The 25,359-nt window shown below is 45.8% G+C and carries 21 protein-coding genes; 3 read left to right on the top strand and 18 right to left on the bottom strand.

Annotated elements, in window-relative coordinates:
* The 9 genes from pcaF to antA form a co-directional block, all read right to left on the bottom strand.
* On the bottom strand, window positions 1-1,209 hold the full coding sequence (gene pcaF / locus H150_RS0103415) for a 3-oxoadipyl-CoA thiolase (protein WP_019957650.1): 1,209 nt from the start codon (window positions 1,207-1,209) through the stop codon (window positions 1-3).
* A 34-nt stretch (window positions 1,210-1,243) separates the two neighbouring features.
* Window positions 1,244-1,912 carry a 3-oxoacid CoA-transferase subunit B gene (locus tag H150_RS0103410; protein ID WP_019957649.1) on the bottom strand — a complete coding sequence of 223 codons (669 nt, stop codon included), beginning with the start codon at window positions 1,910-1,912 and terminating at the stop codon, window positions 1,244-1,246.
* Between the two features lie 9 nt (window positions 1,913-1,921).
* The gene (locus tag H150_RS0103405) at window positions 1,922-2,665 is read right to left on the bottom strand and encodes a 3-oxoacid CoA-transferase subunit A (RefSeq protein WP_019957648.1); all 744 of its coding nucleotides are present in this window, start codon (window positions 2,663-2,665) and stop codon (window positions 1,922-1,924) included.
* Window positions 2,662-3,591 (bottom strand): catechol 1,2-dioxygenase, encoded by a 930-nt coding sequence (catA, locus tag H150_RS0103400; protein ID WP_019957647.1) that lies wholly within the window; start codon window positions 3,589-3,591, stop codon window positions 2,662-2,664. The genes H150_RS0103405 and catA overlap by 4 nt, the downstream gene beginning before the upstream one ends.
* A 70-nt stretch (window positions 3,592-3,661) precedes the next feature.
* Entirely contained in the window at window positions 3,662-3,952 is a 291-nt protein-coding gene (gene catC, locus H150_RS0103395; protein ID WP_019957646.1) for a muconolactone Delta-isomerase, read from the bottom strand.
* Between the two features lie 13 nt (window positions 3,953-3,965).
* The gene (locus H150_RS0103390) at window positions 3,966-5,075 is read right to left on the bottom strand and encodes a muconate/chloromuconate family cycloisomerase (protein WP_019957645.1); all 1,110 of its coding nucleotides are present in this window, start codon (window positions 5,073-5,075) and stop codon (window positions 3,966-3,968) included.
* A 13-nt stretch (window positions 5,076-5,088) separates the two neighbouring features.
* The gene (gene antC, locus H150_RS0103385; RefSeq protein ID WP_019957644.1) at window positions 5,089-6,135 is read right to left on the bottom strand and encodes an anthranilate 1,2-dioxygenase electron transfer component AntC; all 1,047 of its coding nucleotides are present in this window, start codon (window positions 6,133-6,135) and stop codon (window positions 5,089-5,091) included.
* A 10-nt stretch (window positions 6,136-6,145) separates the two neighbouring features.
* Window positions 6,146-6,658, bottom strand: coding sequence for an anthranilate 1,2-dioxygenase small subunit (antB, locus tag H150_RS0103380; protein ID WP_019957643.1), 513 nt, complete (start codon window positions 6,656-6,658; stop codon window positions 6,146-6,148).
* A 3-nt stretch (window positions 6,659-6,661) separates the two neighbouring features.
* On the bottom strand, window positions 6,662-8,074 hold the full coding sequence (gene antA, locus H150_RS0103375; RefSeq protein WP_026353432.1) for an anthranilate 1,2-dioxygenase large subunit: 1,413 nt from the start codon (window positions 8,072-8,074) through the stop codon (window positions 6,662-6,664).
* A 369-nt stretch (window positions 8,075-8,443) separates the two neighbouring features.
* Between antA and H150_RS0103370 the strand changes: the two genes are divergently transcribed.
* On the top strand, window positions 8,444-9,436 hold the full coding sequence (locus H150_RS0103370) for an AraC family transcriptional regulator (RefSeq protein ID WP_026353431.1): 993 nt from the start codon (window positions 8,444-8,446) through the stop codon (window positions 9,434-9,436).
* Window positions 9,437-9,508: 72 nt separating this feature from the next.
* Here H150_RS0103370 and H150_RS0103365 read toward each other — a convergent pair whose 3' ends face one another.
* The 6 genes from H150_RS0103365 to H150_RS0103335 all read right to left on the bottom strand — a co-directional run bounded on the left by H150_RS0103365 (window position 9,509) and on the right by H150_RS0103335 (window position 17,390).
* Window positions 9,509-10,864: an MFS transporter gene (locus H150_RS0103365; protein ID WP_019957639.1), complete on the bottom strand. Its 1,356-nt coding sequence runs from the start codon at window positions 10,862-10,864 to the stop codon at window positions 9,509-9,511.
* A gap of 547 nt (window positions 10,865-11,411) precedes the next feature.
* On the bottom strand, window positions 11,412-12,611 hold the full coding sequence (locus H150_RS0103355) for a branched-chain amino acid ABC transporter substrate-binding protein (RefSeq protein ID WP_040755622.1): 1,200 nt from the start codon (window positions 12,609-12,611) through the stop codon (window positions 11,412-11,414).
* A gap of 186 nt (window positions 12,612-12,797) precedes the next feature.
* Complete coding sequence (locus H150_RS0103350; protein WP_019957636.1) at window positions 12,798-14,291, bottom strand: aldehyde dehydrogenase; 1,494 nt, start codon at window positions 14,289-14,291, stop codon at window positions 12,798-12,800.
* A 10-nt stretch (window positions 14,292-14,301) separates the two neighbouring features.
* The gene (gene dapA / locus H150_RS0103345; RefSeq protein ID WP_019957635.1) at window positions 14,302-15,171 is read right to left on the bottom strand and encodes a 4-hydroxy-tetrahydrodipicolinate synthase; all 870 of its coding nucleotides are present in this window, start codon (window positions 15,169-15,171) and stop codon (window positions 14,302-14,304) included.
* A 36-nt stretch (window positions 15,172-15,207) separates the two neighbouring features.
* Entirely contained in the window at window positions 15,208-16,446 is a 1,239-nt protein-coding gene (locus H150_RS0103340; RefSeq protein WP_019957634.1) for an NAD(P)/FAD-dependent oxidoreductase, read from the bottom strand.
* A complete protein-coding gene (locus H150_RS0103335) occupies window positions 16,443-17,390 on the bottom strand; it encodes a 4-hydroxyproline epimerase (RefSeq protein WP_019957633.1) in 948 nt (315 codons plus the stop codon). The genes H150_RS0103340 and H150_RS0103335 overlap by 4 nt, the downstream gene beginning before the upstream one ends.
* A 138-nt stretch (window positions 17,391-17,528) precedes the next feature.
* On the opposite strand from H150_RS0103335, the gene H150_RS0103330 reads away from it, so the two are divergent.
* Window positions 17,529-18,335, top strand: a complete 807-nt coding sequence (locus H150_RS0103330; protein WP_169708860.1) for an AraC family transcriptional regulator — start codon at window positions 17,529-17,531, stop codon at window positions 18,333-18,335.
* 55 nt (window positions 18,336-18,390) lie between these two features.
* Here H150_RS0103330 and H150_RS0103325 read toward each other — a convergent pair whose 3' ends face one another.
* Entirely contained in the window at window positions 18,391-19,593 is a 1,203-nt protein-coding gene (locus H150_RS0103325; protein ID WP_019957631.1) for a sugar transporter, read from the bottom strand.
* A 69-nt stretch (window positions 19,594-19,662) separates the two neighbouring features.
* Between H150_RS0103325 and H150_RS0103320 the strand changes: the two genes are divergently transcribed.
* A complete protein-coding gene (locus H150_RS0103320) occupies window positions 19,663-19,965 on the top strand; it encodes a monooxygenase (protein WP_019957630.1) in 303 nt (100 codons plus the stop codon).
* A gap of 82 nt (window positions 19,966-20,047) precedes the next feature.
* On the opposite strand, the gene H150_RS13635 is transcribed toward H150_RS0103320, so the two are convergent.
* Both H150_RS13635 and H150_RS15300 read right to left on the bottom strand, forming a co-directional pair.
* Window positions 20,048-21,601: an LA2681 family HEPN domain-containing protein gene (locus H150_RS13635; protein ID WP_019957629.1), complete on the bottom strand. Its 1,554-nt coding sequence runs from the start codon at window positions 21,599-21,601 to the stop codon at window positions 20,048-20,050.
* Between the two features lie 94 nt (window positions 21,602-21,695).
* A complete protein-coding gene (locus tag H150_RS15300) occupies window positions 21,696-25,151 on the bottom strand; it encodes a DNA translocase FtsK (protein WP_019957628.1) in 3,456 nt (1,151 codons plus the stop codon).
* Between the last annotated feature and the right edge of the window lie 208 nt (window positions 25,152-25,359).

The raw sequence follows: 25,359 nt of genomic DNA, 5'->3' as shown, positions 1-25,359 counted from the left end.
CTATTGGACTCTCTTGATAATCAAGGCAATGCCTTGCCCCACACCAATACACATCGAGCACAGCGCATATTCGCCACCTATCTGCTCCAACTGATTCAAAGCTGTCGTCACCAAACGGGCACCTGACGCACCCAAAGGATGACCAATGGCAATCGCTCCGCCGTTGGGATTCACATGCGCCGCACCATCGGGCAAGCCCAAATCACGTGTACAAGCTAAGGCTTGAGCCGCAAATGCCTCATTTAGTTCAATGACATTTATTTGATTTAAATTTAAATTGGCTTGTTTAAGCAATTTTTTAATGGCAGGTGCAGGACCAAAGCCCATAATACGTGGCTCTACACCAACCACAGTAGCCGCAATGATTTCAGCTCGTGGCTTCAAACCATATTTGGCAATGGCTTCTTCTGAGGCAATCAATACCGCCGCCGCACCATCATTAATGCCCGAAGCATTGCCTGCGGTCACGCTGCCATCGGGTTTGACCACACCTTTGAGCTTGCCCAAAGCCTCCAAAGTGGTTGAAGCACGCGGAAATTCATCCGCCGCCACCACCAAAGCATCGCCTTTGCGCTGAGGAATGCTCACTGGCACCAATTCTTTTTCAAAAAAACCCCGTTGGCGTGCGGCTTCGGTGCGTTGTTGGCTGTTAAATGCCAATAAATCTTGGTCTTCTCGGCTAATGCCAAATTGCTCGGCCACATTTTCAGCTGTTTGCGGCATAGTTTCCACACCATACAAAGCCTTCAGTTGTGGATTGATAAAACGCCAACCCATGGTCGTGTCTTCGATTTTTTGGCTGCGGCTGTAAGCACTGTCGGCTTTGCCCATGACAAACGGCGCACGGCTCATAGACTCCAAGCCACCTGCAATCATCAAATGCGCTTCTCCTGCTTTGATGGTGCGCGCGGCCATGGAGATGGCATCTAAAGACGAGCCACACAAGCGATTGATTGTGGTGGCAGGCACTTGATATGGCAAGCCTGCGAGCAAGGCTGACATGCGAGCGACATTGCGATTGTCTTCGCCAGCTTGGTTGGCACAACCATAAATCACATCGTCCACTTGTGCCCAATCTATATTAGGATGGCGTGTCATCAAGGCTTGAATCGGCACAGCACCCAAATCATCGGCACGCATGCCTGCCAAACCACCACCATAACGGCCAAACGGTGTGCGAACGGCATCGATAATATAAGCTTTGGTCATATTGTTCTCGTTTTCTTGTGTGAGCATGGGTCTATTAAGCTTGTTCCAAACGGGTTTCAGTAGCATCAATCAAGGGTGCGGCAGTCAAAGCTTGCAAAGCTTCAAAACTCAAGCCGCCTACTTTTTCAATCACTTTCAGGCCGCTTGGTGTCACATCCATCACGCACAAATCGGTGTAAATGCGATCAACACAGCGTTTGCCAGTCACAGGATACGTCAGCTCAGCCACAATCTTAGGCTCACCTTGCTTGGTCACATGGTCCGTGGTGACAAAGACTTTTTTCGCCCCTACCGCCAAATCCATCGCCCCGCCCACAGCGGGAATGGCATCAGGTGCGCCCGTATGCCAATTGGCCAAATCGCCATTGGCAGCAACTTGAAACGCCCCTAAAACACAAATATCCAAATGACCGCCACGCATCATCGCAAACGAATCACCGTGGTGAAAAAAAGCACCACCTGTCAGCATGGTCACAAACTCCTTGCCCGCATTGATCAATTCAGGATCTTGCTCGTTTTCTGGTGGCGGTGGACCAAAAGCCAACAAGCCGTTCTCAGAATGTAAAAACACTTCTTTGTCATCGGGTAAATACGAAGCAATTTTGGTTGGCAAACCAATACCCAAATTCACATAGGCACCATCAGGAATGTCTTGTGCCACACGTTCTGCAATTTGGTTGCGGCTGAGTTTTTGATACGTCATATGACCTCCTTAAGCTGCGGCTTTGGCTGGTGTCACTTGCACCACGTGTTGTACAAAAATGCCAGGGGTGATGATGTGTTCAGGATTAAGCTCACCCAAAGCCACCACTTCCGACACTTGTGCAATCGTACAGGCCGCTGCCATGGCCATAATCGGACCGAAATTGCGTGCCGATTTGCGATACACCAAATTGCCCCAACGATCGCCTTGATGCGCTTTGATTAAAGCAAAATCAGCACGAATCGGATTTTCCAACACATAATCTTTGCCTTCATACGTCATGGTCGGTTTGCCTTCGGCAAGCAAAGTACCAAAACCTGTTGGCGTATACACAGGACCCAAGCCCATGCCTGCCGCTTGAATGCGACAAGCCAAATTGCCTTGTGGCACCAGTTCCAATTCAATTTTGCCCGCTCGATACAACTCGTCAAAGACCCAAGAATCCGATTGGCGCGGGAAAGAGCAAACCATTTTGCGCACTGCACCCGTTTTTAAAAGCTTGGCCAAGCCGTAATCACCATTGCCGGCATTGTTATTGACAATTACCAAATCGCGCGTGCCCAAAGCTATCAAGCCATCGATTAATTCAGTGGGTTGTCCTGCCGTGCCAAAGCCACCAATCATAATGGTCGCACCATCGTGAATCTGCGCTAAGGCGTCCTGTAAAGAAAGATTGCTTTTGTCTATCATGATGTGCTTTCCATCAAAAAATGCACCCGCCAAAACGGGTGCAATACCATTTTCTTGACTCAAACAGACGCCAAGGCAACGCGGCGACGATCCACTTCCGCAGCAGGTGCACCTGCTTTTTCAGCCACCAATTTCACATCAAACACAATGTGTTTGAAGGGCTTGTCTGCGCCTAAACGAGCCATTTCAGCTGCATCGCTGACGTCAGCGGCCACGGCCACCAAGCCTTCGCGTGTCGCAAAAGCAAAGTCGTCCCACAAATATTGGTCGCCTTCAATGTTAAATTGTGTCGTCAACTTACGGAAACCTGGTGCAGATACAAAATAATGCACATGCGATGGACGGTTACCATGACGACCTAATTTATTTAACACCGCTTGCGTCGTGCCTTCTGGTGGGCAGCCATAACCGACAGGCATGGTGGTTTGCGCCACATAATGACCATTGCCATCGGCCATAATGGTGCGGCGTAAATTGAATTCAGATTGGGAGTTGTCAAAGAAAGAATACATGCCCAAACCATTGGCATGCCACATCTCGACTTTCGCGCCTTCAATCACATTGCCATCCACATCGGTGACGGTGCCTTCAATAAACAATAAATCTAATTTGTCTGACTCGGTACCATCGTCCATGCGTGCAAAACCCACAGATTCAGGCGCACCAGAGACGTACAAAGGTCCTTCGATGGTACGAGGTGTGCCGCCTAAAACGCCAGCTTGGGCATCGGCTTCGTCTGAACGCAAATCCAAGAAATGTTCCAAACCCAAACCCGCCGCCAACAAACCCAATTCATTGGCCTGGCCTGCATCGGTAAAATACTCCAAACCTTTCCAAACCTCGCTTGGACTCAAATCCAAGTCTTCAATCGCTTGGAACAAATCGCCCAACAAACGCACCACGATTTGCTGGATGCGCTCATCCACCACGCCCGTTGCAGTTTCCACATTCATTTTTTTAACCAACAAATCAATTTCCTGACGGTTCATCTTATTTCTCCTCGTTTTTATAGACGGCTTTGGGGTGTGTCAAAGTCAGTTTCAGATTTACAGGACGCTGTTACGCATCGCTGTCACGCACCGAAGATGGGTGGCGGTTCAAAGCCATCACTTCAATGTTCATGTAAGGATACAAAGGCAGTGCTTGTAACAAATTGTGTAACTCTTCATTGCTGTCCACATCAAAAATACTGATGTTGGAATATTGCCCCGTGATACGCCAAAGATGGCGCCACTTGCCTTGTTGTTGCAAAGCTTGCGAATAAGCTTTTTCAGTCATTTTGATTTGGTCGGCTTCTTCTTTGGGCATGTCTTTGGGGATGTTCACATCCATGCGTACATGAAACAGCATGTTTTTCCTTTCTTTATGCGCGGCGCAAATGCTCGATTTTGTCTTCGTCTATTTCCACGCCAATGCCAGCGGTCTGCGGTAAGTGCAATTGGTAATTTTGGTATTGCAATGGTGTTTTCAAAATGTCTTCGGTCAACAACAATGGTCCAAACAATTCGGTGCCATAAGCCAAGCTAGGGAATGTGGCAAATGCTTGGGCAGAGGCCATGCTGCCCACTGGACCTTCCAACATCGTGCCACCGTACAAATCGATGCCAGCGACATGGGCAATGTGTGCCACTTGGCAAGCTTCATACAGGCCGCCTGATTGCGCTACTTTCACCGCAAACACGTGTGCTGCATGTTGTTTGGCCAAACGGTAAGCACTGTCAGGTCCCGTCAAAGCCTCATCAGCCATGATGGCCACATCAAAACGTTGCGTTAATCGAGCCAGCAAATCGGTGTTGTTAATGGCGCAAGGTTGTTCAATCAAATCAATGCCACCGTCTTGCAATGCTCGTATGCCTTGGATGCATTCCATCTCCGACCATGCCCGATTGACATCGACCCGAATACTGACATCGGCACCCAAAGCTTGTTTGATGGCAATCACATGTGTTACATCTTCTTGCCACGGCTTGGCGCCAATTTTGAGTTTGAAAAAATTGTGTCTGCCCAAAGCCACCATTTCACGCGCTTCGGCAATGTCAGTGTCGGTGTCACCCGAAGCCAAAGTCCACAACACCGGTACGCTGTCACGCACTCGACCACCCAATAACTCGCTCACTGGCACGCCCAAGTGCTTGGCGTGAATGTCGAGCAAAGCCGTTTGAACCGCGCATTTGGCAAAACGGTTGCCATTGATGGCTTTGTGAATGGTTTGCATGGCTTGCGCCACATTGCTTGCAGACATGGTTTGCAACAACGGCGCAAAATAAGTTTGAATATTGGTCTGAATGCTTTCAGGGCTTTCTTCGCCATAACTCAAACCACCTATCGTCGTCGCCTCACCCCAACCCACGACTCCATCGGCAGCAGTGATTTTCACCAATACCAAAGTTTGGGTGCGCATCGTGGTCACCGATAAACGGTGCGCACGAATGGTCGGAATGTCGATTAAGATAGTTTCTATTTGCATAGACATGGGCTGTTTATCCTTAAACTGATTCAGTATTGGCAGTGTTCACATTGCTAGGTACAAATTTTTCACTGTACAAGCGATAGTCTTGCAAACCTTGCTCATCGAGCCATGTTTTCACCGCTTCAATCATCGGCGGCGGTCCACACAAATACATATCAAAAGCCGCTGCCGCCAAGCTTTCACGCGGCAAATGTGCATGAACATAACCGCGCTTACCCGTCCAACTTTCTGAACCTTCTGACACCACCAAATGGCATTCAAAATTCGGCAAGCGGTCTGAATACGCTTGTAAACGCTCCAGCTCACACAAATCTTGCTCGTGATTCACACCGTAATACAGGTGAATAAGCAAAGCGCAATCGGCAGCGGCCAAGTCATCCAACATACCCAAAAATGCAGACAAGCCCGTTCCACCAGCAACAAACACCAACGGTCGCTCGGCTTCACGCAAATAAAAACTGCCCAGCGGTGCTTCTAACAAAATGGTCTGACCCACTTGGCAACGCTCACGCAAGTAATCACTCATTACGCCACTGGGCAAAATGCGTATCAAAAATTGCAATTGATTGTCTGTATTCGGACAATGAGCAAACGAATACGAACGGTAAGTACCGGTATCAGGTACATACAAATGGGCGTATTGACCCGGCAAAAACTGCAACGTCTGCCCATTGGCGCTGGCATCCACTTTCAATACGGCGGTATTGGGTGAAACCCATTGCACGCTTTTGACCACGGCGGCAATTTTTTGTGAGTCGCCTGCATGGCAAATATGAGAATGGTGATCGAAATAAAATGCCGCATTCGATTGCACTTTGGTTTGGCAAGCCAAAATTTTTCGCTCCGCCAAATCCCGTTCGCTCAAAGCATCTTCGTCCACATAATCCAACTCATACAGGCCGCTTTCACATTGCCCTTGGCAAGTACCACACACGCCTTCACGGCAATCAATCGGGATTTTGATACCTTGACGCATTGCCGCATCAACCAACAATTCATTGTGTTTGACTTGGATGAAAAACGTCTTGCCATCGGCAAAATTCAAAGCCACTGCATGTCCCATCGCTTGCTCCTTACACGTGATAGAAGTCCAAAACCGAATCGATTTTGTCGTTCAAAAGCAAGATGTGTTGGTGGCGAATGCGAAAACCGTTTTCGGTTTCACGCAGTACATAGGTGGCGTGACCATAAAAACAGCCTTCCAAACCTTGGCGATTGAACAAAGTGCTCCAAGCAACTTTGGCTTCAATCAAACCATCGTCCAAACGCGTGACCATCACATTATTGATGGCATGGCTCGTGCGCGGCAAAGGCATGGCCGAAGCCGCTTTGCCCGTGCGCACACGGAACACACGGTCTTCCAATCCACTGCGGTCTTCGTAATAAATGTAAGACATGCCTTGATTCGGGTCTTGCACATAAGTGTGTTCGTCTATCCATTGTGGGATGTGGTAGATGCTGTCTTCATCGTACAAATCCAAATATTCATCCCACAAACGCGCGTCACACAAAGCGGATTTTTGGTATAAAAATTGGCTGACCGCAAATTGCAATTCTTGGGCTGTACTTAAAATCTCTTGGTTCATGGTTTAGGCCTCGCTGTTGGCTTGTTCGGTTTCGTTGGCAATGTGGATGTGCAAAGACTTTTTCTTCAAGCCTTGCAATAACAATTGCTGCCAATGACCATGTTGGTTGACGTACAAGCCTTCGTGAGTGATTTCAATACCAGTCATCACGGGTTGTATGTTCAAAATTTCACTGTTTTTGGTGGCGCCATAACACCAATTTTGATGACCACGGGAAATATCGCTCCACTTTTCCAAACGTGCTTGGAAGCCTTTTTGTTGTTCACGAAACTCCACCAAATCGTCAGGCGTGCCCAAACCAGAGACATTGAAAAAATCTTCAAATTGACGAATGCGATTGCGGCGCGCTTGTGCCGATTCGCCTTTCACACCCAGACATTGGCTGATGACTTCGGTTTTGTTCCAAGCGACAGGACGCACGATGCGCAGTTGTGAGCTGATTTGATCCATGAAAAACAAGCTTGGGTACAAATTCAAATTGCGCAATTTGTGCATCGCCCATTCGGCACGTTCTGAGCCATAGGTTTCCACCAAATAAGGCATCACCGTTTCATAACCTGGGCGCACCGCAGGATTGGGCATGTCGCTGAACAAAACGGAATGACCGTTTTTAAAACTGAAGAAACCATCGTCGGTTTGAGCATCGCCCGCACCCAATTTGCTGTAATCCAAGGTGTCCATGTTTTCACCTTTGGCAGCATTCAACTCTTGGCGGTGTTGTACGGTGCTGACATAGTTGTAATGCACAGTGCTGACGTGGTAGCCATCCAAACCATTTTCGTCTTGCAATTTCCAGTTGCCATCAAAGGTATAAGCGGATTTGCCTGGCAATACTTCCAATTCGCCCGTTGGCGATTGCTCCACCATCAAGTCCAAAAACACTTTGGCATCACCCAAAAACTCTTCCAACGTATCGGTTGCAGTCACATCCAAACTCACAAATACAAAACCACGGTAGCTGGCAATGCGCCCTTGTTTCAAACCACGACTGTCTTTGTCAAAATCTTGGCAATATTCAGCAGGGGCTTTGACTTTCACCAAACGACCATCCGACTTGTAACACCAAGCATGAAACGGACAAGTAAACGTCGATTGATTGCCCTTGCCCACACGAGTCAAAGTGGCACCACGGTGTTCACACGCATTGACCAAAGCGCGTAACTGTCCATTGCCGTCACGGGTGATAATCATCGGTTGACGACCAATTTGAACCGTTAAAAAATCGTGTTTGTTAGGCAATTCACTTTCGTGACAGGCGTAAATCCACACCTTTTCGAAAATCAATTCCATTTCCAATTCAAACAATTCAGGCTTGGTAAACATGTCGCGGCTGATGCGGTACACACCTTCATCAGGACGAAAATCCAAACTGTCTTGTACAAATTCTTGCCATTGTGAGGTGCTCAGATGTGTCATTTTCTCTTCTTTCATCGGTGATGATTTTCATACCATTGAACCGTGAATCCACCTTGGTCTCTATCCACTTTTTCCAATTTCATATCCATTTTGAGCACCCAGCTTCACATTTTGAATACATCGCAGCCACACAAATAAAAGCGTCCTGTAAATCTTTACAGGACGCTTAAAATCACACGCTTTGTGACACCAAACTCAGATAAGATATTGCAAGTGCACAATTTTTTTATCTTATGCAATTGACAACTCTAAAGTATTTTTTGTTATATTCCTTTATATCCATGCTCATTTGACATTTATCAAAGCATGCGATGCACCCCAATCATAATAAAAAATACAACCAATAAAGAACATCAAAGGAACCTCATCATGCAAAGCGCCATTGGAGAAGTCGATTTTAACCACCAATCCCAACATGCCGATTTTGCCCATCATTTGATGTCAGGCATTTGCGGACAACACCAATTAAGCACACGTTGTCGCGATGATTTGAATTTCAAATATGTGGGCATGCGTTTTCCGCAAAAACGCTTGGCCATCGGCTCCATCAGCTATGGTGCCAATGTCGCCATTCATGTTGCCAACTTGGGGGCTTATACCATCAGCTTGCCCACGCAAGGGCGCCAATGTTTGGACAGCCACGGCGCGCAATTTACCTCTAATATTCACCAAGGCGTGATTGTGTCGGGCAATGACACGCAAGACTTATTGATAGACAAAGACTGCATTAAATTGCAAGTGGTCATTCCTGTTGCCAGCATTGAACAAACTTTGGCGCATATGCTGCAAAAACCTTTGAGCCAAGCGGTGGTATTTGATCCGGAGATGTATGTTAATTCTCAACCTGCCATTGGCGTATGGTGGAAACACATCCGCCATTTTTTACAATCACGCAGCCATTACACCCAATTCAGTGGTATGCCAATGTTGGCAGCAGATTATGAAAATTTGGTCATCAAATCTTTGTTATTGTCGCAAGAGCACAATTACTCGGCAGCATTAAGACAATTGAACCAACCATCCATCCCCAAACACATCCAATACGTCCACCAATTCATTTTGACCCATGCACGCAATCCTATTTGCGTCGATGATTTGGTGCGTTTGGCAGGTGTTTCCAAATCCAAATTGTATGAAGAATTCAAGTTGTATTACGGCACCAGTCCAATGTCTTATTTGCGCCAATACCGTTTGCAACAAATTCACAATGCTTTGAAAAATCCATTCCAACAACCAAAACTGTCCATTTCACAATTGGCTTATGAATGGGGCTTTACGCATTTGAGCCGCTTTTCCGAAGAATATCGCCAAGAGTTTGGCGAAAACCCAAGTGAAACCAAACTCAAAGCCATTGCCCACTAACACGTCTGCCATCGAAAAAGCGGTATGGAAATCCTCCATACCGCTTCAAAACAATGGCAATTTCATCCCAGTTTATCGCGCCGACTCATTGACCACAGCATTCGCTTGGGCTGGAGCCGATACAGGCCGCTCTTTCATGCCTTTGAGCCACAAAGCCACAAAAGAAATGAAAGTAGGAATGGCCAACACAAAGAAAATGCTGCCCAAACTTAAATTGTACGCAAAAATCAACGCACCAAAGAAAGCACCCAAAATCGCACCAACACGTCCAATACCGTGCATCCATGACACGCCAACCGCACGGCACACCGATGGGTAGAAAATCGCAGACAAAGGCAATAAAGACGACTGTGCTCCTGCCAACAACGCACCAATCAAGAAAATGGTTACGCCCAACAAATAAATATTACCGCTGACAAAACCCGCCACAATCAACAATAACATGGCTAAGAAATACGATATTTTAATCACGGTATTGGGATTGGCTTTGTCCATATACCAACCCATGATGGTCGCACCAAACACGCCACCGAATGGGAAAATAGCGGCAATGAAACTGAATTGTTGGGTTGAAAAACCCGCTGTTTTCAAAATGGTCGGCATCCAACTGGTTAACAAATAAAACACCAACAAACTCATGAAACAACACAACCACAACATCGAAGAGCCCCACAAATATTTTCCCAACACCAATTTCACTGGACTGTCTTCGCCTTGCTGTTCTGATTTTGGCAATACCAATTGCACATCACCCACAAAAGCTTGTCCTTGAATGGTTTCCAAAATGCGTTTGGCTTGTGCGGTTTTTTGTTTTTTAATCAAATACGGTGTCGATTCTGGCAATTTCAACACCAATACCAATACCAAAGCCAATGGAATCAAGCCGCCAATGATGATGACTTTGGCCCAACCCAAATTGTCGAGAAAATAAGCCGACAATAAGCCGCCTGAAGAAATCCCCAACATAAAGCCACAACCTGCCAAACCAGTTAAAAAAGCTTTGCGTTTGGCTGGCATGTACTCCGACACAATGGTACTGATGTTAGGCATGGCAGCCCCCAAGCCCACGCCCGTCACGAAACGGTAAAACGTCAATTCCCCAATAGAGCTGGCAAAACCACACAAAATCGTGAAAATCGAGAACAAGCACGTGGTAATGACGATCACCCCTTTGCGTCCAAACTTATCTGACAAGGGTCCTGAAATGATGGCACCAATGGACATACCGATCAAAGCAGCGCTCAATACTGGTGCCAATTGTGGTTTGGTGATGTCCCACTCAGTTAACAACGATGGCGCAATAAAACCGATAATGCCTGTGTCCAAACCATCACAAAAAAATACCAAAAATCCCAACACAAACACCATCCATTGCAGTGGTGAAAGTTTGTCCCGATTGATGATGTCATTGACCTCTATTGTTTTCATTGCATTTCCTTTTGCGACCGATGAATTGTGTGTATTAAAGACATGATGAAGCTTTGAATGGGTGAGCCTTTAATCTGCCTGAAAATCACAAACAACCATGCATTCAAAAGACATCACACCCATTGATTGAACGCCAAAAAAATGTGGTTCACTATCCTTTTTTTCCGTTTTCACATCCAAAAAATCCATTTTAAGGGCATAGGAAATAGCTCATACCAATTCATATTCCAATATAATATGATTAATCAAATGTAATTTTGAAAAAAATTCATTTTTGCCTATTTTTCACTTCAATACTTAACATCAGTTTTTGCAATATTTCTAAGACAAAAGCCGTTTTTAATTCAGAACATTGAGATATTTTTGAAACTTTAATCATTGATTAAATGCTTTATTTCAATACAATATTATCTAATTCATAATGCATTTAAATCATGCTTTTTTGACTGTGGATGTCTTGCCAATTTACTGTTGGTTTTCCACAAAAAAGGCGTCCTGTAAACAGAACGCCAAAACCACAGGTCAGTGTGGAGGATTTAAATGGTTATTACATATTGCCCGCAGTCAAACTTTCAACAGGTACCCATTGACCTTTTTCGACTTTGTAAACGGTGATGGCAACGTCTTTCAAGTCACCTTTGTCGTCATAAGCAAAATTGTTACTGGTAATACCAGCCATGTTGGTAGCTGCCAATTTCGGCAAATAATCAGCGGGTTTAGAAGAATTGGCTTCTTTCATCGCATTGATCATCGCCCAAGTGCCATCGTAACCATAAGGTGAGTAAATTTGCACATCTTTGTTGTATTTAGCTTTGTACTTGGTTTCAAATTCAGGGCCTTTAGGCAAATCTTTCAACGGCACACCCGCCAAAGAAGCCATCACGCCTTCTGCATTTTCGCCCGCCACTTTAATGAAATTCGGGTTTTTGGTCATCTCGCCTGACAAGAATTGAGATTTGATGCCCAAACGTTTCATTTGCACAACCATAGGCGCCGCTTGAGGGTCTGCACCGCCGTAGAAAATCACATCAGGTGCGTTGTCTTTGAATGTCGTCAACACAGATTGAAATTCTGTGGCTTTGTCATTGGTATATTGACGTGGCAAAATCGTAGCGCCTGCGGCTTTGGCTGATTTTTCAAACTCATCTGCCAAACCTTGACCATAAGCAGTACGGTCATCGATGATGCCGACGGTTTTATAGCCCAATTTTTTCACCGCATACGTACCCAATACCAAGCCTTGTTGGCTGTCTGAGGTCATAGAACGGAAGACAGTTTTGAAGCCTTGTTGTGTCAATACTGGGCTGGTCGCCATAGACACGTTAGGGATATTGTTTTCTTCGTAAATCTTAGAAGCTGGGATGGTGGTACCAGAGTTAAAGTGACCAATCACACCCGAAACACCTTTGTCCACAAAACGTTCAGCCACTTGGGTAGCTTGTTTTGGGTCTGCTGCATCGTCTTCCGCCATCAAGACAAATTTCGCAGGCGCGCCATTGATGGTCAAGTTTTGTGCATTGGCTTCCTCAATTGCCATTTGCACACCTTCTTTGTAGTCTTCACCATAATGTGATTGAGGACCTGTTAATGGCGCAGAAAAACCAATAATGATGTCTTTACCGTCTGCGCTTGCTGTAGTCGATGCACCAGAACCGCTGCTTGATGCTGCCGTACCACTGCTTTGCTGTCCACCACATGCGGCCAATACTGCCATTGCCATTATGCTCACTGCCATCATCTTCATCATAACTTATCCTTTGTTCAATTGAGTTGCTTATCTGTATTGCCGTTTTTTTGTATCCGACCTGTGATGATGCTCAACTTCTGTGTGCCAGCCACTATCATATTGTTATGGCGCAACTGGCACAGGATGCTACTGACTCATATTGCTGACTACTGACTACCTCATACTGCTATTTATGACATAAAGATGTCAGTCTTGTACATACCAGATTGTTTTCGTTTGTACATATTGTTGTAAAGCTTCCAATCCTTTATCACGACCACCGAAACCAGATTGTTTAAAACCGCCAAAAGGTGTGGTGATATCGCCTTCAGAAAAACCATTAATCGATACCGTACCTGCACGAATGGCGCGGCTCACACGATGAGCAGTTTTAATACTTTCGGTATACATAGAAGCTGCCAAACCGTAAGCGGTCTTGTTGGCCAAAGCAATCGCTTCTTGTTCGGTTTCAAATGTGGTCACTGCCAAAATAGGACCGAAAACTTCTTGTTGGAACAAAGTCATGTCAGAAGTGACATTGTCAAAAATCGTTGGTTCCACATACCAACCACTGCCCACATCGCTGTGGATTTTGCCGCCATGCACAACCACGCCACCTTCTTGCAAGGTCGTTTCAATGAAACTTTTGACTTTATTAAAATGCGCCTCTTCCACCATAGGGCCAATAACCACGCTCTCATCACGTGGATCGCCCAATTTCCAAGCAGCCAAATCTGTTTTCAATTTCTCAAGCAAAGCCTCTTTTACAGCGGCCTGTACAATCAAACGCGAGCCACAAGAACAGTTTTCAGACATATTCCAAAACGCTGCATTCAAGATGTGTGGCACTGCTGCGTCCAAATCGGCATCGGCAAACACCACTTGTGGACTCTTGCCACCGAGCTCCAGCACAATTTCTTTCAAATTGCTTTCGGCAGAATATTTCAAGAAATAACGACCCACTTCAGTAGAACCTGTAAAAGACACCATGTCTACATCAGCATGGCGACCCAAAGCCTCACCCACTTTTTCACCCAAGCCACACACCAAGCTCAAAGCGCCTTTAGGCACGCCCGCTTCGTATGCCAACTCTACCAAACGGTAAGCCGATAACGATGTCAATTCAGCCGGTTTCACAATCACCGAATTGCCCGTTACCAAAGCAGGCGCCACTTTCCACGCAAACATTTGTGCAGGGAAATTCCATGGCAACACCACACCCACCACACCAATGGCTTCTTCTATCACCAAACCCAAAGCATCTTTGCCTGTAGGCGCGACTTTACCGAAGACCTTATCAACCGCTTCTGCGTACCAATAAAATGTTTCAATCGTCTCTGGCAAATCGGTATTCAAACATTCGGTAATCGGCTTGCCCGCATCGATACAATCGAGTGCCGCCAATTCTTCGATGTTCTCTTGCATCAAATCCGCCCAACGCAACATCACCGCTTTGCGCTCGGCAGGCGATAAATCTGACCATTCGCCGTTTTCAAACGTCGCACGCGCCACTGTGACAGCCGCATCCACATCTGCCGCTTCACCATCAGCAATGTAACCAATGACAGAATTGTCAATCGGGGTGCGGTTCTCCAGTTTCAGGCCGCTTGATGTATGTCCATCAATCCAATGGCCTGCCCACAATTGTCCTGCTTGCGCTTGATCAAACACAGTTTGAATGGCATTTTGAGTTTCGCTCATGTATGGCTCCTTAAGCTTGCGCCAATAAGTTTAAAAACTCAGTTTTATCAGCTTCGCCCAAGTTTGCCAACGGCGTGCGCACACCACCAACCGCAATCGTGCCTTTGACACAGCCCAATTTCGCTTTTTGGTTGTAGTCGCCAGACTCCATAGAATGAATCACAGGGTAAATTTGGCTCATCAACTTTTTCGCCTCATCCCAGTTACCGGCTTGAGTGGCGTTGTAAATCGCCACTTGTTCAGCAGGGAACACGTTCGCCGCACCGGCAATCCATGCACCTGCGCCCCAGAAGAAATAATCCACAGGTTGGTCGTCACAACCGCACACCACGGTAAAATCATCCCAGTTCGCTTGCAACATGCTCAACGCGCGGCTAAAGTCGCCACTGCTTTCTTTGATGCCGACAATTTTCGGGTGTTTGGCCAACTGCTCAACCGTTTCAAAATCAATGCTGATGCCTGTACGCGCTGGAAAGTTGTACATCACAATCGGCAAATCCGTTGTTTCTGCGACTTGATTGAAGTGGGCAATCACGCCTTCTTGGCTAGGTAAGCTGTATGGCGGTGGCGCCAACATCAAGCTTTCGTACCCCAACTCTTGCGCACGTTGGGCTTTTTTGGCTGAACCTTCGGTCGACAAATCGTTCACGCCCGCCATCAACGCCACTTTGCCTTTGGCAATTTCAGCCACGGTTGACAACACCAATTCGCGCTCTTCATCGCTGAATGTGTAATATTCGCCTGTCGTACCGCACACCACCAAACCATGCACGCCCGCATCAATCAAGGTTTGGGTCAAGGTTTTCAAAGTAGCCACATCAATTTGGTTGTTTGCATCAAACGGTGTCACCATCGGCACATAAATTCCACGAATACTCATCTTGCTTTCCTTTTTACTTTTCAATGTGTGTTGCTTTTAAAAACGATTCAAACGGTAAGGATGCAAATCCAAAATCGGCTTTTGAGCTTGCATCAAATTTTGCATCAATTGCGCGGTGATGGCCGCATGAGTCAAGCCCAAATGTTGGTGTCCAAACGCCAAAAAGACGCTGCCAAAACGATCAATCACAGGCAAAGAATCCACAATAGTCGGTCTGAAGCCCATCCATTCAGTCGCATCTTGGGCATTCAATGTGGTTTTGAGCATCGGATTGGCCAATTGCAACAATTTGCGTGCGCGTTCCATATTCGGAGCGGCCTGTAAACCTGCGTATTCAATCGTGCCGGCCAAACGCAAACCTGTGTCCATCGGTGTCATGATGAAACGTCGATCGGCACTGGAAATGGGAATGCTCAAACGGTTTTTTTCTTGCGGCAACATGTAGTGATAACCGCGCTCAGTGTCCAATGGCACGTTCACGCCCGTGATTTTTTTCACCAAATCTTTGGCATGTGCACCCATTGCAATCACCACTTTTTGGGCTTCAAAGGTTTTTTGTGCACTGACAATCTGTGTTTGGGTCGGCGAAATAGGCTGGATGTCGATGACTTCGCAATCTTCCATCACTTGTCCGCCATCTGCCAAAAATGCCTCTTTCAACGCCACCATCATTGCTGACAAATCGCTGACATGTCCTGTTTGTGGAAACAACAAGCCACCGATTTGATTGTTGGCCAATGCAGGTGCAGCGTCCTGTAAAGCATTGGCATGCAAATATTGGTTTTGCACACCCAAAGCATTCAATTTTTGACCATGTTCTTGCAAAGCGGCAGCGGTTTTTTCTTGCTCACACACGAGCAAAGAACCATTGACGTGCACCCATTTTTGCAAACCAAAATCTTGTACCATCTCGCTCCAAGCAGCCAAACTGACGCTGTTCATGCGCTTGATGGTTTCATGAATTTGCAAAAAGTTTTCAGGCCGCATGTTGAGCACCAAACGGCTCATCCATGGCAATAATTTCGGCAAATAACGCCAATCCACACGCAAAGGTCCCAATGGATCGAGCAACATTTTCGGCAAATGCTTGAAAATAGACGGGTCTGCAACGGGATACACTTGTTCAGTCGCCAAGTGCCCGGCATTGCCAAAAGACGCGCCCGAACCTATTTTCTTGGCATCCATCAGCGTCACGCTCATGCCATCTCGTTGCAAACGCGCGGCAATACTCAAACCGATGATGCCACCACCGACGACAACCACAGTCGGTTTCATACACTGATGCCCCAAGCAAATGGGTCTTGCTCATCAATAATCGCAACGGTTTCAGCGCAAACATACGCAGTACCGCGAATGGTTGGGATGATGTGTTGTTCATCCAAGCGGCGATATGAAGCGGTAAATGTGCTGCCAACGACACTTGCTTGCGTCCATAAAACCCCTTCTGCCAGTTTGCCATCTGCTGCCAAACACGCCAATTTGGCGCTGGTGCCTGTGCCGCAAGGCGAGCGGTCGTATTGCATACCAGGACACAAGACAAAACTTTGGCTGTCGGCAAAATCACAATTTTGGAACAACTCAATGTGATCAATGTCGCCTTCATTCGCGCCTGTGATATTTTGTGCAATCAAAGCTTGGCGTATGCGGCCTGTAATGTCAGTCAATTGAGGTTCATTTTCCAAATTGATGTCAACAAAATGTTGGTTGACCAAGAAAAACCAATTGCCGCCCCACGCAATGTCGCCAACAACCGTACCCAAACCTTCTACTTCGACCGCCACATCTTTTTGATGGCGATAAGCAGGTACGTTGTCGATGCTCACCGAGCCATCTTCATGCAAGGTACACGTCACATCACCTACTGGCGTTTCCACCAAATGCACGCCTGCTTGAATTTTGCCTTGGTACGCGAGCGACGCCATCAAACCGATGGTACCGTGACCGCACATGTTCAAATAGCCTGCGTTATTGAAAAAAATCACGCCCGCACAAGCATCGGGATTCACAGGCTCACACAATAAAGCACCCACCAACACATCATTACCACGCGGCTCTAACAAAACGGCTTTGCGATAATCGTCATGCTGATTTTTCAAAACATCCAAACGCTCGGCCATAGAACCATTTCCCAAATCAGGAAAGCCTGCGTATACCATGCGGGTTGGTTCGCCGCCGGTGTGTGAGTCGATGATGTGGATGCGTTGGTAACGGTCTGACATGGTGTTTTAGTCCTATTAATTTTGCATAAGATTGCCGTAATAAAGCAGTCATGTCTTGATGAGTTTGGGCAAATTGCTGCCGAAAAGCGCATAATGGGCTATGCTATGATTTTCCATCACGATAAGGCAGATGACACAATGAGCAATGAGCATGACCGAATCGATTGGCAAGCATGGGGACAGCAATGGCTACAAGCACGACCTGAAAGCCTTGAGGATTTACTCAAACACTTGTATATGGTTTTGCCTTTAATCAACGCCTTAGACCGCGTGGTCTTTTTTATCAAAGACACCGAAGCGCGTTATGTTTTGGTCAACCAAAGTTTAGTACAACGCCTAGGACATGCCCAAACCACGACTATTTTGGGTCTGACTTGTGTCGAAACTTTTGTTATTAACCATGGCAAATCGTATTTGGAACAAGACCGCCAAGTCTTGCAAGAAGGCATACGCATCACCGAAAAATTAGAGTTGCATGTGCATCACAACGGCGATTTGGGTTGGTGTTTGACTTACAAATACCCTATTTTTGACACTCAAAACCGCATCATTGGTTTGATGGGCATGTCGGTGGATTTGGCTTCCAATGAGTTGAACGAAACCAAAACCAACTTGCGTTTGGGTAAAATTGAGCAATACATACGCGAACATTTAAGCGAAGAATTGCGCATTCAAACCTTGGCACAATTGGTCAATATGAGCGTGTCACAGCTAGAACGGCGCTTGAAAAAAAATTTCCACATGACACCCAAGCAATTGATACAAAAAATTCGCCTCGAGCAAGCCATACAATTGCTGCAAAACGAACACGCCATTGCCGACATCGCCCAAGCATGCGGCTATACCGATCACAGCGCCTTCACGCGCCAATTCAAGCAAATGACGGGTGTATCCCCGAGCCAATTCAAACAATCTTTGCCCAATAAAAAACGCGGTACTTCTTGACCCTCCCCAATCAAAACAGGACGCTTTTTAAGCGTCCTGTAAACTGGTATGCCGATTAAACAAGCGGTTTGCGTACGGGTTTAAGCCACAATTTGCGTCCCAACACACAAAACAACAACAAAGCCAATACCGCCAATACACTGCCCACATAACCCACCATAGGCAAGCCCAAATGCATGATGACTTGTCCGCCTATCAAAGCGCCGCCACCGATGCCCAAATTGTAAACGCCCGAGAACATCGCAATGCCAATATCGGATGCATCCGATGCCACTTCCAACACTTTGTTTTGCAACACCATCGCCAAAATCGTGATCGCCACACCCCAAGCCAAAGCCAAAGTGAGCATGCCCACCAAATTCAAACTGAGCGTGTGCAGCAATAACAAACACAGCAACAATACCGCCATCGGCATGATGAGCAAACGTGTTGGATGTGCATCCGATGTGCGTGCAAAAATGATGCCGCCCACAATTCCCTCCATGCCAATGACAAACAAAGTCGCCACAATCGCCGTTTCACCCAAGCCGCCCACTTCGCCCAAAAACGGCGTGATATAAGTATAAGCAGTAAAGTGTGCGCCAATGACCAAAGCGAGCGTGGCGTAGACATACAACAATTGCGGGCGTTTGAGCAAGCTTGGCAACACTTTGATGCTGCCTGAAACCGTGCTTGGAATGCGTGGCAATACCGATAACAAAAGCAACAAAATGCACAAAGCCAACACGCCTATCACGCCAAACGTGGTGCGCCAACCAACCGCTTGCCCCAAAATCGTGCCCAGTGGCACGCCCAACACCGTCGCCAAAGACGAGCCTGTGATGATGAAACTCAAAGCCTTGGCACGTTTGCCCTCAGGCGCCAAACGCACTGCCATCGGAATGGTGATGGCCCAAAACACCGCATGCGCACCCGCAATGCCCAATCGTGCCACCAACAGCGCTTCAAAACTCCAAGCAAAAGCCGCCAAAACATGGCTCAAAATAAACAACACAAACAAACAAGCGAGCAAACCGCGCCGCTCAAAGCGTGCCGTCATCATCGTAAATGGCAACGAAAACAACGTCACCGCCCACGCATACACTGTCATAATCAAACCTGTATGCGCCACTTGCATGTCAAAACTGGCTGCAATATTGGGCAACAAGCCCACAGGGACAAATTCGGTGGTGTTAAAGATAAAAGCGGCAATGGACAAAGCCACCACCGCCAACCAAGAATGTTCAGGACGCTGTTGCGCCCGCGAGAATAAAGCCATGATGATTTACAATATGCCGCAACACCACATATGAAAATGTGGTCAGACATCTTTTCAAAGGAATAAACCATGATTGTACTGCAAATAGACTTTCCAAGCAGCGGCCCTTTTGGCACACAAATGACCGAAGCATTCACGGCTTTGGCGCAAGACATTCAGCAAGAAGCGGGTTTGATTTGGAAAATTTGGACTGAAAACGAAGAAGAACACACAGCAGGCGGGATTTATTTGTTCAACGATGAAGCTTTGGCGCGCCAATATTTGGACAAACACACCGCGCGTTTACAGTCGTTTGGCATTCAAGACATACGCAGCAAAGTGTTCACAGTCAATGAAGCGCTGTCAGCCATCAATGGTTTTTCATTGGCTTGATGATTTAAGAGCTTTGAATGTGAGAAATAAAATGTTTACAGGACGCTTGTGACTGAAATAAGCGTCCTGTAAACATTCATAATCAATCATATGGCTTCAAATAAATCTTCACTTCCTGCAAATTTTCATCACTATGATTAAGAGCTCTTTGTCGTAAATCCTCACTTATGGCAAAAACTGTTGAGAAAATTGCTGAGCGCGTTAATTGCATCAAATTTAACAAATTTTCTTCAAATTCATTTAACTTAACCCAAATAGCATCCGTGTCAAAATAAATGCTGTTAGGCGCATATCCTCCATTCTCGGTCAAAAATAACAAATCGTGCTCTAATTTATTACGCCACTTTTTGTAAAAGTGAAATTGTCCCTTTTCTTGGTTGGATAAATCATTAATGATGCTGCGCAGCGCAATCAAAGCAAAATTGTCTTTAGATTCAAGAATGTCTCTATTGCCATCCCAAAAAGTTGTAAAATAAGTCTTGTTTGATACTTTCAAATCAAAATAACGACAAAGAATGATGGCCAATTTGTCTAAAATGGAAAAATTCAAACGAAAACAGGTTCGTAATTTTTCTACATTTAAATTAATCACTTCTGCCTCAGGCAAACTCGTGAAACCCGTTTCAAAATCATGTTGTTTTGATTCATCATGCACAGCCTCATAATACAAAACACGCATCAATGAAAACTCAGATTTAATCCGATTCAAATATTGTTCAAATTTTAAAATATCAAATCTTGCTATAGGATTGTTTGACACAATCATCAAATTATCACGCTCTGTTGCCACGCAAGAACAATACAAAGCATGAACGTTTAAAGTCAGGTTTTGTTTCAAACACCACTGACGAAACGGTGTCATTTGCTCAAAATCGGCTTTATCTTGCTCAATCTGCGCCTCAACTTCATCAAAAGATATTTGTTTTTTTAACCATGTAATTTGACTTAAAAGATTGTCTTTATATTCAGACCATTCTGGTCTTTGTTTTGAATGATAAATTTGCTCATAATTTTTGATAACCTCATACACCAATTTGTCTGTACCGTGCTGCCAAAATTTAGCAATGCTTTCAAGGCACATGGCACGCCCCATACAAGCTTCAATCCAAATGGCAGTTTGATTAATATGAGTATCATAAAATCTCATTGCTTCTGAAAAACGGTATTGTTGTTTTAGAAGATTGGCCAAATTAATGGTATTTTGAGCAAATAAAAATGGTTCCGTATTAGCACCAATGCTAACAGCTGCTTGCCAATACAAATTTTTGATTTCATTGTATTGGTGTATGTTTGTCATACCAATACTTTCACCTCGATTTTCTAACTTCACCAAATCAAATTTGGCATTCGCTAAAAAATAATAATAAGTACCTTTTGAATACGCTAAAAATTCATCCTGATTCATTTGTAAAAGTAAGATGGCTTGTTCTATGGTTTGAGGGCATTGTAAATAAATGCCAATATCAATCAATTGGCCTATCAACTGTATATAATATTGACATAAATCTGAATAGATTAAAGACGCTTCTACTTTAACTAATGCTTGTTGGCATTGTTGCAAAGCCTCTTGGAAACTACCTTGTTGAATAAACGATTCAATAATATGAATATCAGAACTGCCAATGGGATGATTCATAAAGCATCTCTTAATATCTTAATTAGATCAACTTACAGGACGCTTTAAGCGTCCTGTAAACATGTCCTACCCAAATAAAAACCTCAAAACAAGCTTATTGAGCCTGTTGCGGTATCAACAAAGTGCGGTTGCCGTTGTGTTCGGGCGCGGACAACACGCCTGCCGCCTCCATTTGCTCAACCAAACGCGCGGCGCGGTTGTAGCCGATGCGCAATTGGCGTTGCACGGCTGAAATCGAAGTTTTGCCACTGGTTGCGACAAAATGCACCGCTTGGTCATACAATGGGTCTTCTTCGGCAGCACGCGCATTGCCACCATCTGCACCGCTGCTGTCATCAATGCCACCATGCGTGAGCAAGTCTTCGACATAATCAGGCTCGCCAAACTGCTTCAAATATTCCACCACATTGTGCACTTCATCGTCCGCCACAAACGCGCCATGCACGCGACGTGGATAGCCTGTGCCCGGTGGCAAGAACAACATGTCACCTTGTCCGAGCAAGTTTTCTGCCCCCATTTGATCCAAAATAGTACGTGAATCAATTTTGCTCGATACTTGAAACGCAATGCGAGTCGGAATATTGGCTTTGATCAAACCAGTAATCACATCCACCGATGGACGTTGCGTCGCCAAAATCAAATGGATGCCTGCCGCTCGGGCTTTTTGTGCCAAACGGGCAATCAATTCTTCGATTTTTTTGCCTGCTGTCATCATCAAATCAGCAAACTCATCCACGACCACGACAATGAAAGGCAATTTTTCTAATAATTCAGGCGTTTCAGGGGTGAGGCTGAATGGATTGGCTATGCGTTGGCCTTTGGCTTGGGCTTCGACAATTTTTTGATTGTAACCAGCCACGTTGCGCACGCCCAAATGACTCATCAAGCGGTAGCGTTTTTCCATTTCACCCACACACCAATTCAAAGCATTGGCCGCCAAACGCATGTCAGTCACCACAGGTGCGAGCAAATGCGGAATGCCTTCGTATACCGACAACTCCAACATTTTCGGATCAATCATAATCATGCGCACTTCTTCAGGCGTGGCTTTGTACAGCAATGACAAAATCATTGCGTTTACGCCCACAGACTTGCCTGAACCTGTCGTGCCTGCCACGAGCAAATGCGGTGCTTTGGCCAAATCAGTCACCACAGGATTGCCCGAGATGTCTTGACCCAAAACCAAAGTCAATTTGGACTTGGATTCTTGAAACGCCACCGATTGCAAAACAGAAGACAGGCGAATGATTTGGCGTTTTGGGTTCGGCAATTCCAAACCCATGCACGTTTTACCCGGAATGGTTTCAACCACACGAATCGATGCAAAGCCAAGCGAGCGCGCCAAATCTTTTTCCAAATTCACCACTTGCGAACCACGCACACCTGTTGCAGGTTCAATTTCATAACGGGTGATGACGGGACCTGCATAAGCATCGGTCACTGTGACATTGACTTTGAACTCAGCCAATTTTTCTTCGATGATGATGCCATTGTTCAGCAAAATTTCTTCATTCGGACGCAAGGCACTGTCGTCTATCGCAGGTTGAAGCAATCCGACACTAGGCAATAATTCATTTGCATCGTCCCAAACAATTGGCGCCACCGTTTTTTTAGATGGCAATACAGCAGAATCAACAACGGTTTTAGAAGAACGCACCACTTGATTGGCGACATCCACACGGTTTGCCAGTGCCGCCACTGCTTTTTCTGTCACCGTATGAACTGGCGCAACAACAGGCATCAATACATTGGCGGAGGCAAATTGGGCTGACGCCTCCACAGGCAACGTCGTGTCTATAGCGGCCTGTAACACAGGCACCAACACCGATTCAGACGCAGCCGCTTGCGATGGCATAACAGGTACCACATTGACGGAGACAGGCTCCGTAGGCGCATTGGCATCGGTTTCAGATGTTTGCAATTCAGAATGTGAAAATGGGGTAAAACGGGTGGATATCGGCTGCACAGGAACAGAAGTACTGGCTTGTGGTTTCACTTTAAAACCATGCTCACCACCCACACGCGAAGTCGGTGGAATCACACTGTCACGCACCAATGGGCGTGGTTTTACAGGACGCTGTTGGCGATTGACTGGTGAATCGGTCTTTGCCAAATTCGCCAATACTTCTTCTTCAGCAATCACACTGTTAGACAACAAACCTGCTACTGCCACATCATTGGCACCACGACGGCGTGCCATGCGTTGACGCAATAAATTGGCACGAATATCATCATCGGCAATCATCGCTTGTGTGCGCCCTTCAACCATCGCATTCAACAATGCAGTATCCGAAGCCGCACGACCTGGACGCACGCTAGAGGTCATGGTTTCATTGGCCTGTACAGTTTGCAAACCTTCTTCGGTTAAAACAATGGTTTGCAAGCTTGGGGCAGATTTGGGCGTGACTTTTTTCACCACCGCATTAGGGAATTCAATCACCTCATGCGTCATTTTTTCTACTTTAAGCTTAGGCACATAAGTGTGCTCAGGCAAATGAATGGTTTCCAAACGGCTTTTGTCCACGCTCACTTTAGCAACTTTTTGAGCACGCGCTTGTAAAATATTTTGGTGTTGTTGAATTTCGTCTAAACCTATGGTTTGCAATGGCATTGTGATGGCTTGTTTTTCAGCTTCTTTAGGTATGAATTCAATGACTTCCAACTCAGGAGCAGGCGCAATTTTTTGCTCGGCTTTGATAGACTGAATCACATGTTCTACTGCCTCAGCCTCAATGGTTTCTGCCGCAAGCACAACAGGCACAGCCTCTTCCTTGATTGCACGAATCACATGCGCCACATCATTTTCTTCAATGATATTTTGATGAGGAATAAACTCAGGTTCAAATACATGCGGCTGTATACGTTGGCGCTCACGCAAACGCTCACGGCGGGCATTGATTTCCTCTAAAGTGATTTCTTGGCGCATATTGTCCTCAGTCTCATCTGACCAACGATCCCAATTTTCTTCGTGGGACATGAAGGCATCGTCATATTGCAAACCCGACTCATCCATTTGCATGGCTTTAAATACCATTTCATTCAAATCTGATACTTCAATCACATTTGTGCGCTGAGCGGCTGAATGAATGGTTGTATTTTGTTTGTTGGCGTCTGGTAATGTTGCTATCGCGTTAGGTATCTCTGTTTCAGTCGGCATCCACAACGGATAAGCAGCCAAATCTTTTGCATCTGGCTCATCATCCATCCCTGTCTCTGCCAATACAACAGCTTGTACAGGTGGCACCGACGTTGTTGTCTCAGCGGTCACCACTTTTTCAGATTTTTGATGTTTGGCAGCTTGTTTGACGCTGCTGAACCAATCTTGCCCACGCTGCAAAGACACAGAACTGGTTTCTCGCAAACTGTCTTGTACTTTGTGTTGTAAATTCTTCCACTTCACATCGGTATTTTTTTCTGGCTCTGGCGTGGTCAACAATTCATCATTGAATGCCATATTGATATTAACCGATGATGTGGCAAATTGACTTGGAATATCTTGGGTTTCAGGACGCTTGTGTGGTGTGGATACCAATTCTGAATTCAAATCCATCCCATCATCAACTATCGGAGATACTAATGGCTCGTCTTTTTCATGACGCTTTAAATATAGGTATTCCATCTTCCATTCTGCACGCTTTTTCGCTTCGCGCTTATAGAACCATATAATGCTTACCACCAATATCAATGCAAGAATCCAGATCATATTATTTTGTGAAGATTTGTTTGTATCCGTAAAGTGAGCTTATTGTACCTGTTTT

Source organism: Vitreoscilla stercoraria DSM 513, from assembly GCF_000382305.1.
Taxonomy (GTDB): Bacteria; Pseudomonadota; Gammaproteobacteria; order Burkholderiales; family Neisseriaceae; genus Vitreoscilla; species Vitreoscilla stercoraria.
This window is presented reverse-complemented; position numbering and strand designations above follow the sequence as displayed.

Coding starts and splice junctions, on each gene's coding strand:
- pcaF (WP_019957650.1), bottom strand. CDS start 1,209: ATGACCAAAGCTTATATTATCGATGCCGTTCGCACACCGTTTGGCCGT.
- H150_RS0103410 (WP_019957649.1), bottom strand. CDS start 1,912: ATGACGTATCAAAAACTCAGCCGCAACCAAATTGCAGAACGTGTGGCA.
- catA (WP_019957647.1), bottom strand. CDS start 3,591: ATGAACCGTCAGGAAATTGATTTGTTGGTTAAAAAAATGAATGTGGAA.
- catC (WP_019957646.1), bottom strand. CDS start 3,952: ATGCTGTTTCATGTACGCATGGATGTGAACATCCCCAAAGACATGCCC.
- H150_RS0103390 (WP_019957645.1), bottom strand. CDS start 5,075: ATGTCTATGCAAATAGAAACTATCTTAATCGACATTCCGACCATTCGT.
- antC (WP_019957644.1), bottom strand. CDS start 6,135: ATGGGACATGCAGTGGCTTTGAATTTTGCCGATGGCAAGACGTTTTTC.
- antB (WP_019957643.1), bottom strand. CDS start 6,658: ATGAACCAAGAGATTTTAAGTACAGCCCAAGAATTGCAATTTGCGGTC.
- antA (WP_026353432.1), bottom strand. CDS start 8,074: ATGACACATCTGAGCACCTCACAATGGCAAGAATTTGTACAAGACAGT.
- H150_RS0103370 (WP_026353431.1), top strand. CDS start 8,444: ATGCAAAGCGCCATTGGAGAAGTCGATTTTAACCACCAATCCCAACAT.
- H150_RS0103365 (WP_019957639.1), bottom strand. CDS start 10,864: ATGAAAACAATAGAGGTCAATGACATCATCAATCGGGACAAACTTTCA.
- H150_RS0103355 (WP_040755622.1), bottom strand. CDS start 12,611: ATGATGAAGATGATGGCAGTGAGCATAATGGCAATGGCAGTATTGGCC.
- H150_RS0103350 (WP_019957636.1), bottom strand. CDS start 14,291: ATGAGCGAAACTCAAAATGCCATTCAAACTGTGTTTGATCAAGCGCAA.
- dapA (WP_019957635.1), bottom strand. CDS start 15,171: ATGAGTATTCGTGGAATTTATGTGCCGATGGTGACACCGTTTGATGCA.
- H150_RS0103340 (WP_019957634.1), bottom strand. CDS start 16,446: ATGAAACCGACTGTGGTTGTCGTCGGTGGTGGCATCATCGGTTTGAGT.
- H150_RS0103335 (WP_019957633.1), bottom strand. CDS start 17,390: ATGTCAGACCGTTACCAACGCATCCACATCATCGACTCACACACCGGC.
- H150_RS0103330 (WP_169708860.1), top strand. CDS start 17,529: ATGAGCAATGAGCATGACCGAATCGATTGGCAAGCATGGGGACAGCAA.
- H150_RS0103325 (WP_019957631.1), bottom strand. CDS start 19,593: ATGGCTTTATTCTCGCGGGCGCAACAGCGTCCTGAACATTCTTGGTTG.
- H150_RS0103320 (WP_019957630.1), top strand. CDS start 19,663: ATGATTGTACTGCAAATAGACTTTCCAAGCAGCGGCCCTTTTGGCACA.
- H150_RS13635 (WP_019957629.1), bottom strand. CDS start 21,601: ATGAATCATCCCATTGGCAGTTCTGATATTCATATTATTGAATCGTTT.
- H150_RS15300 (WP_019957628.1), bottom strand. CDS start 25,151: ATGGATTTGAATTCAGAATTGGTATCCACACCACACAAGCGTCCTGAA.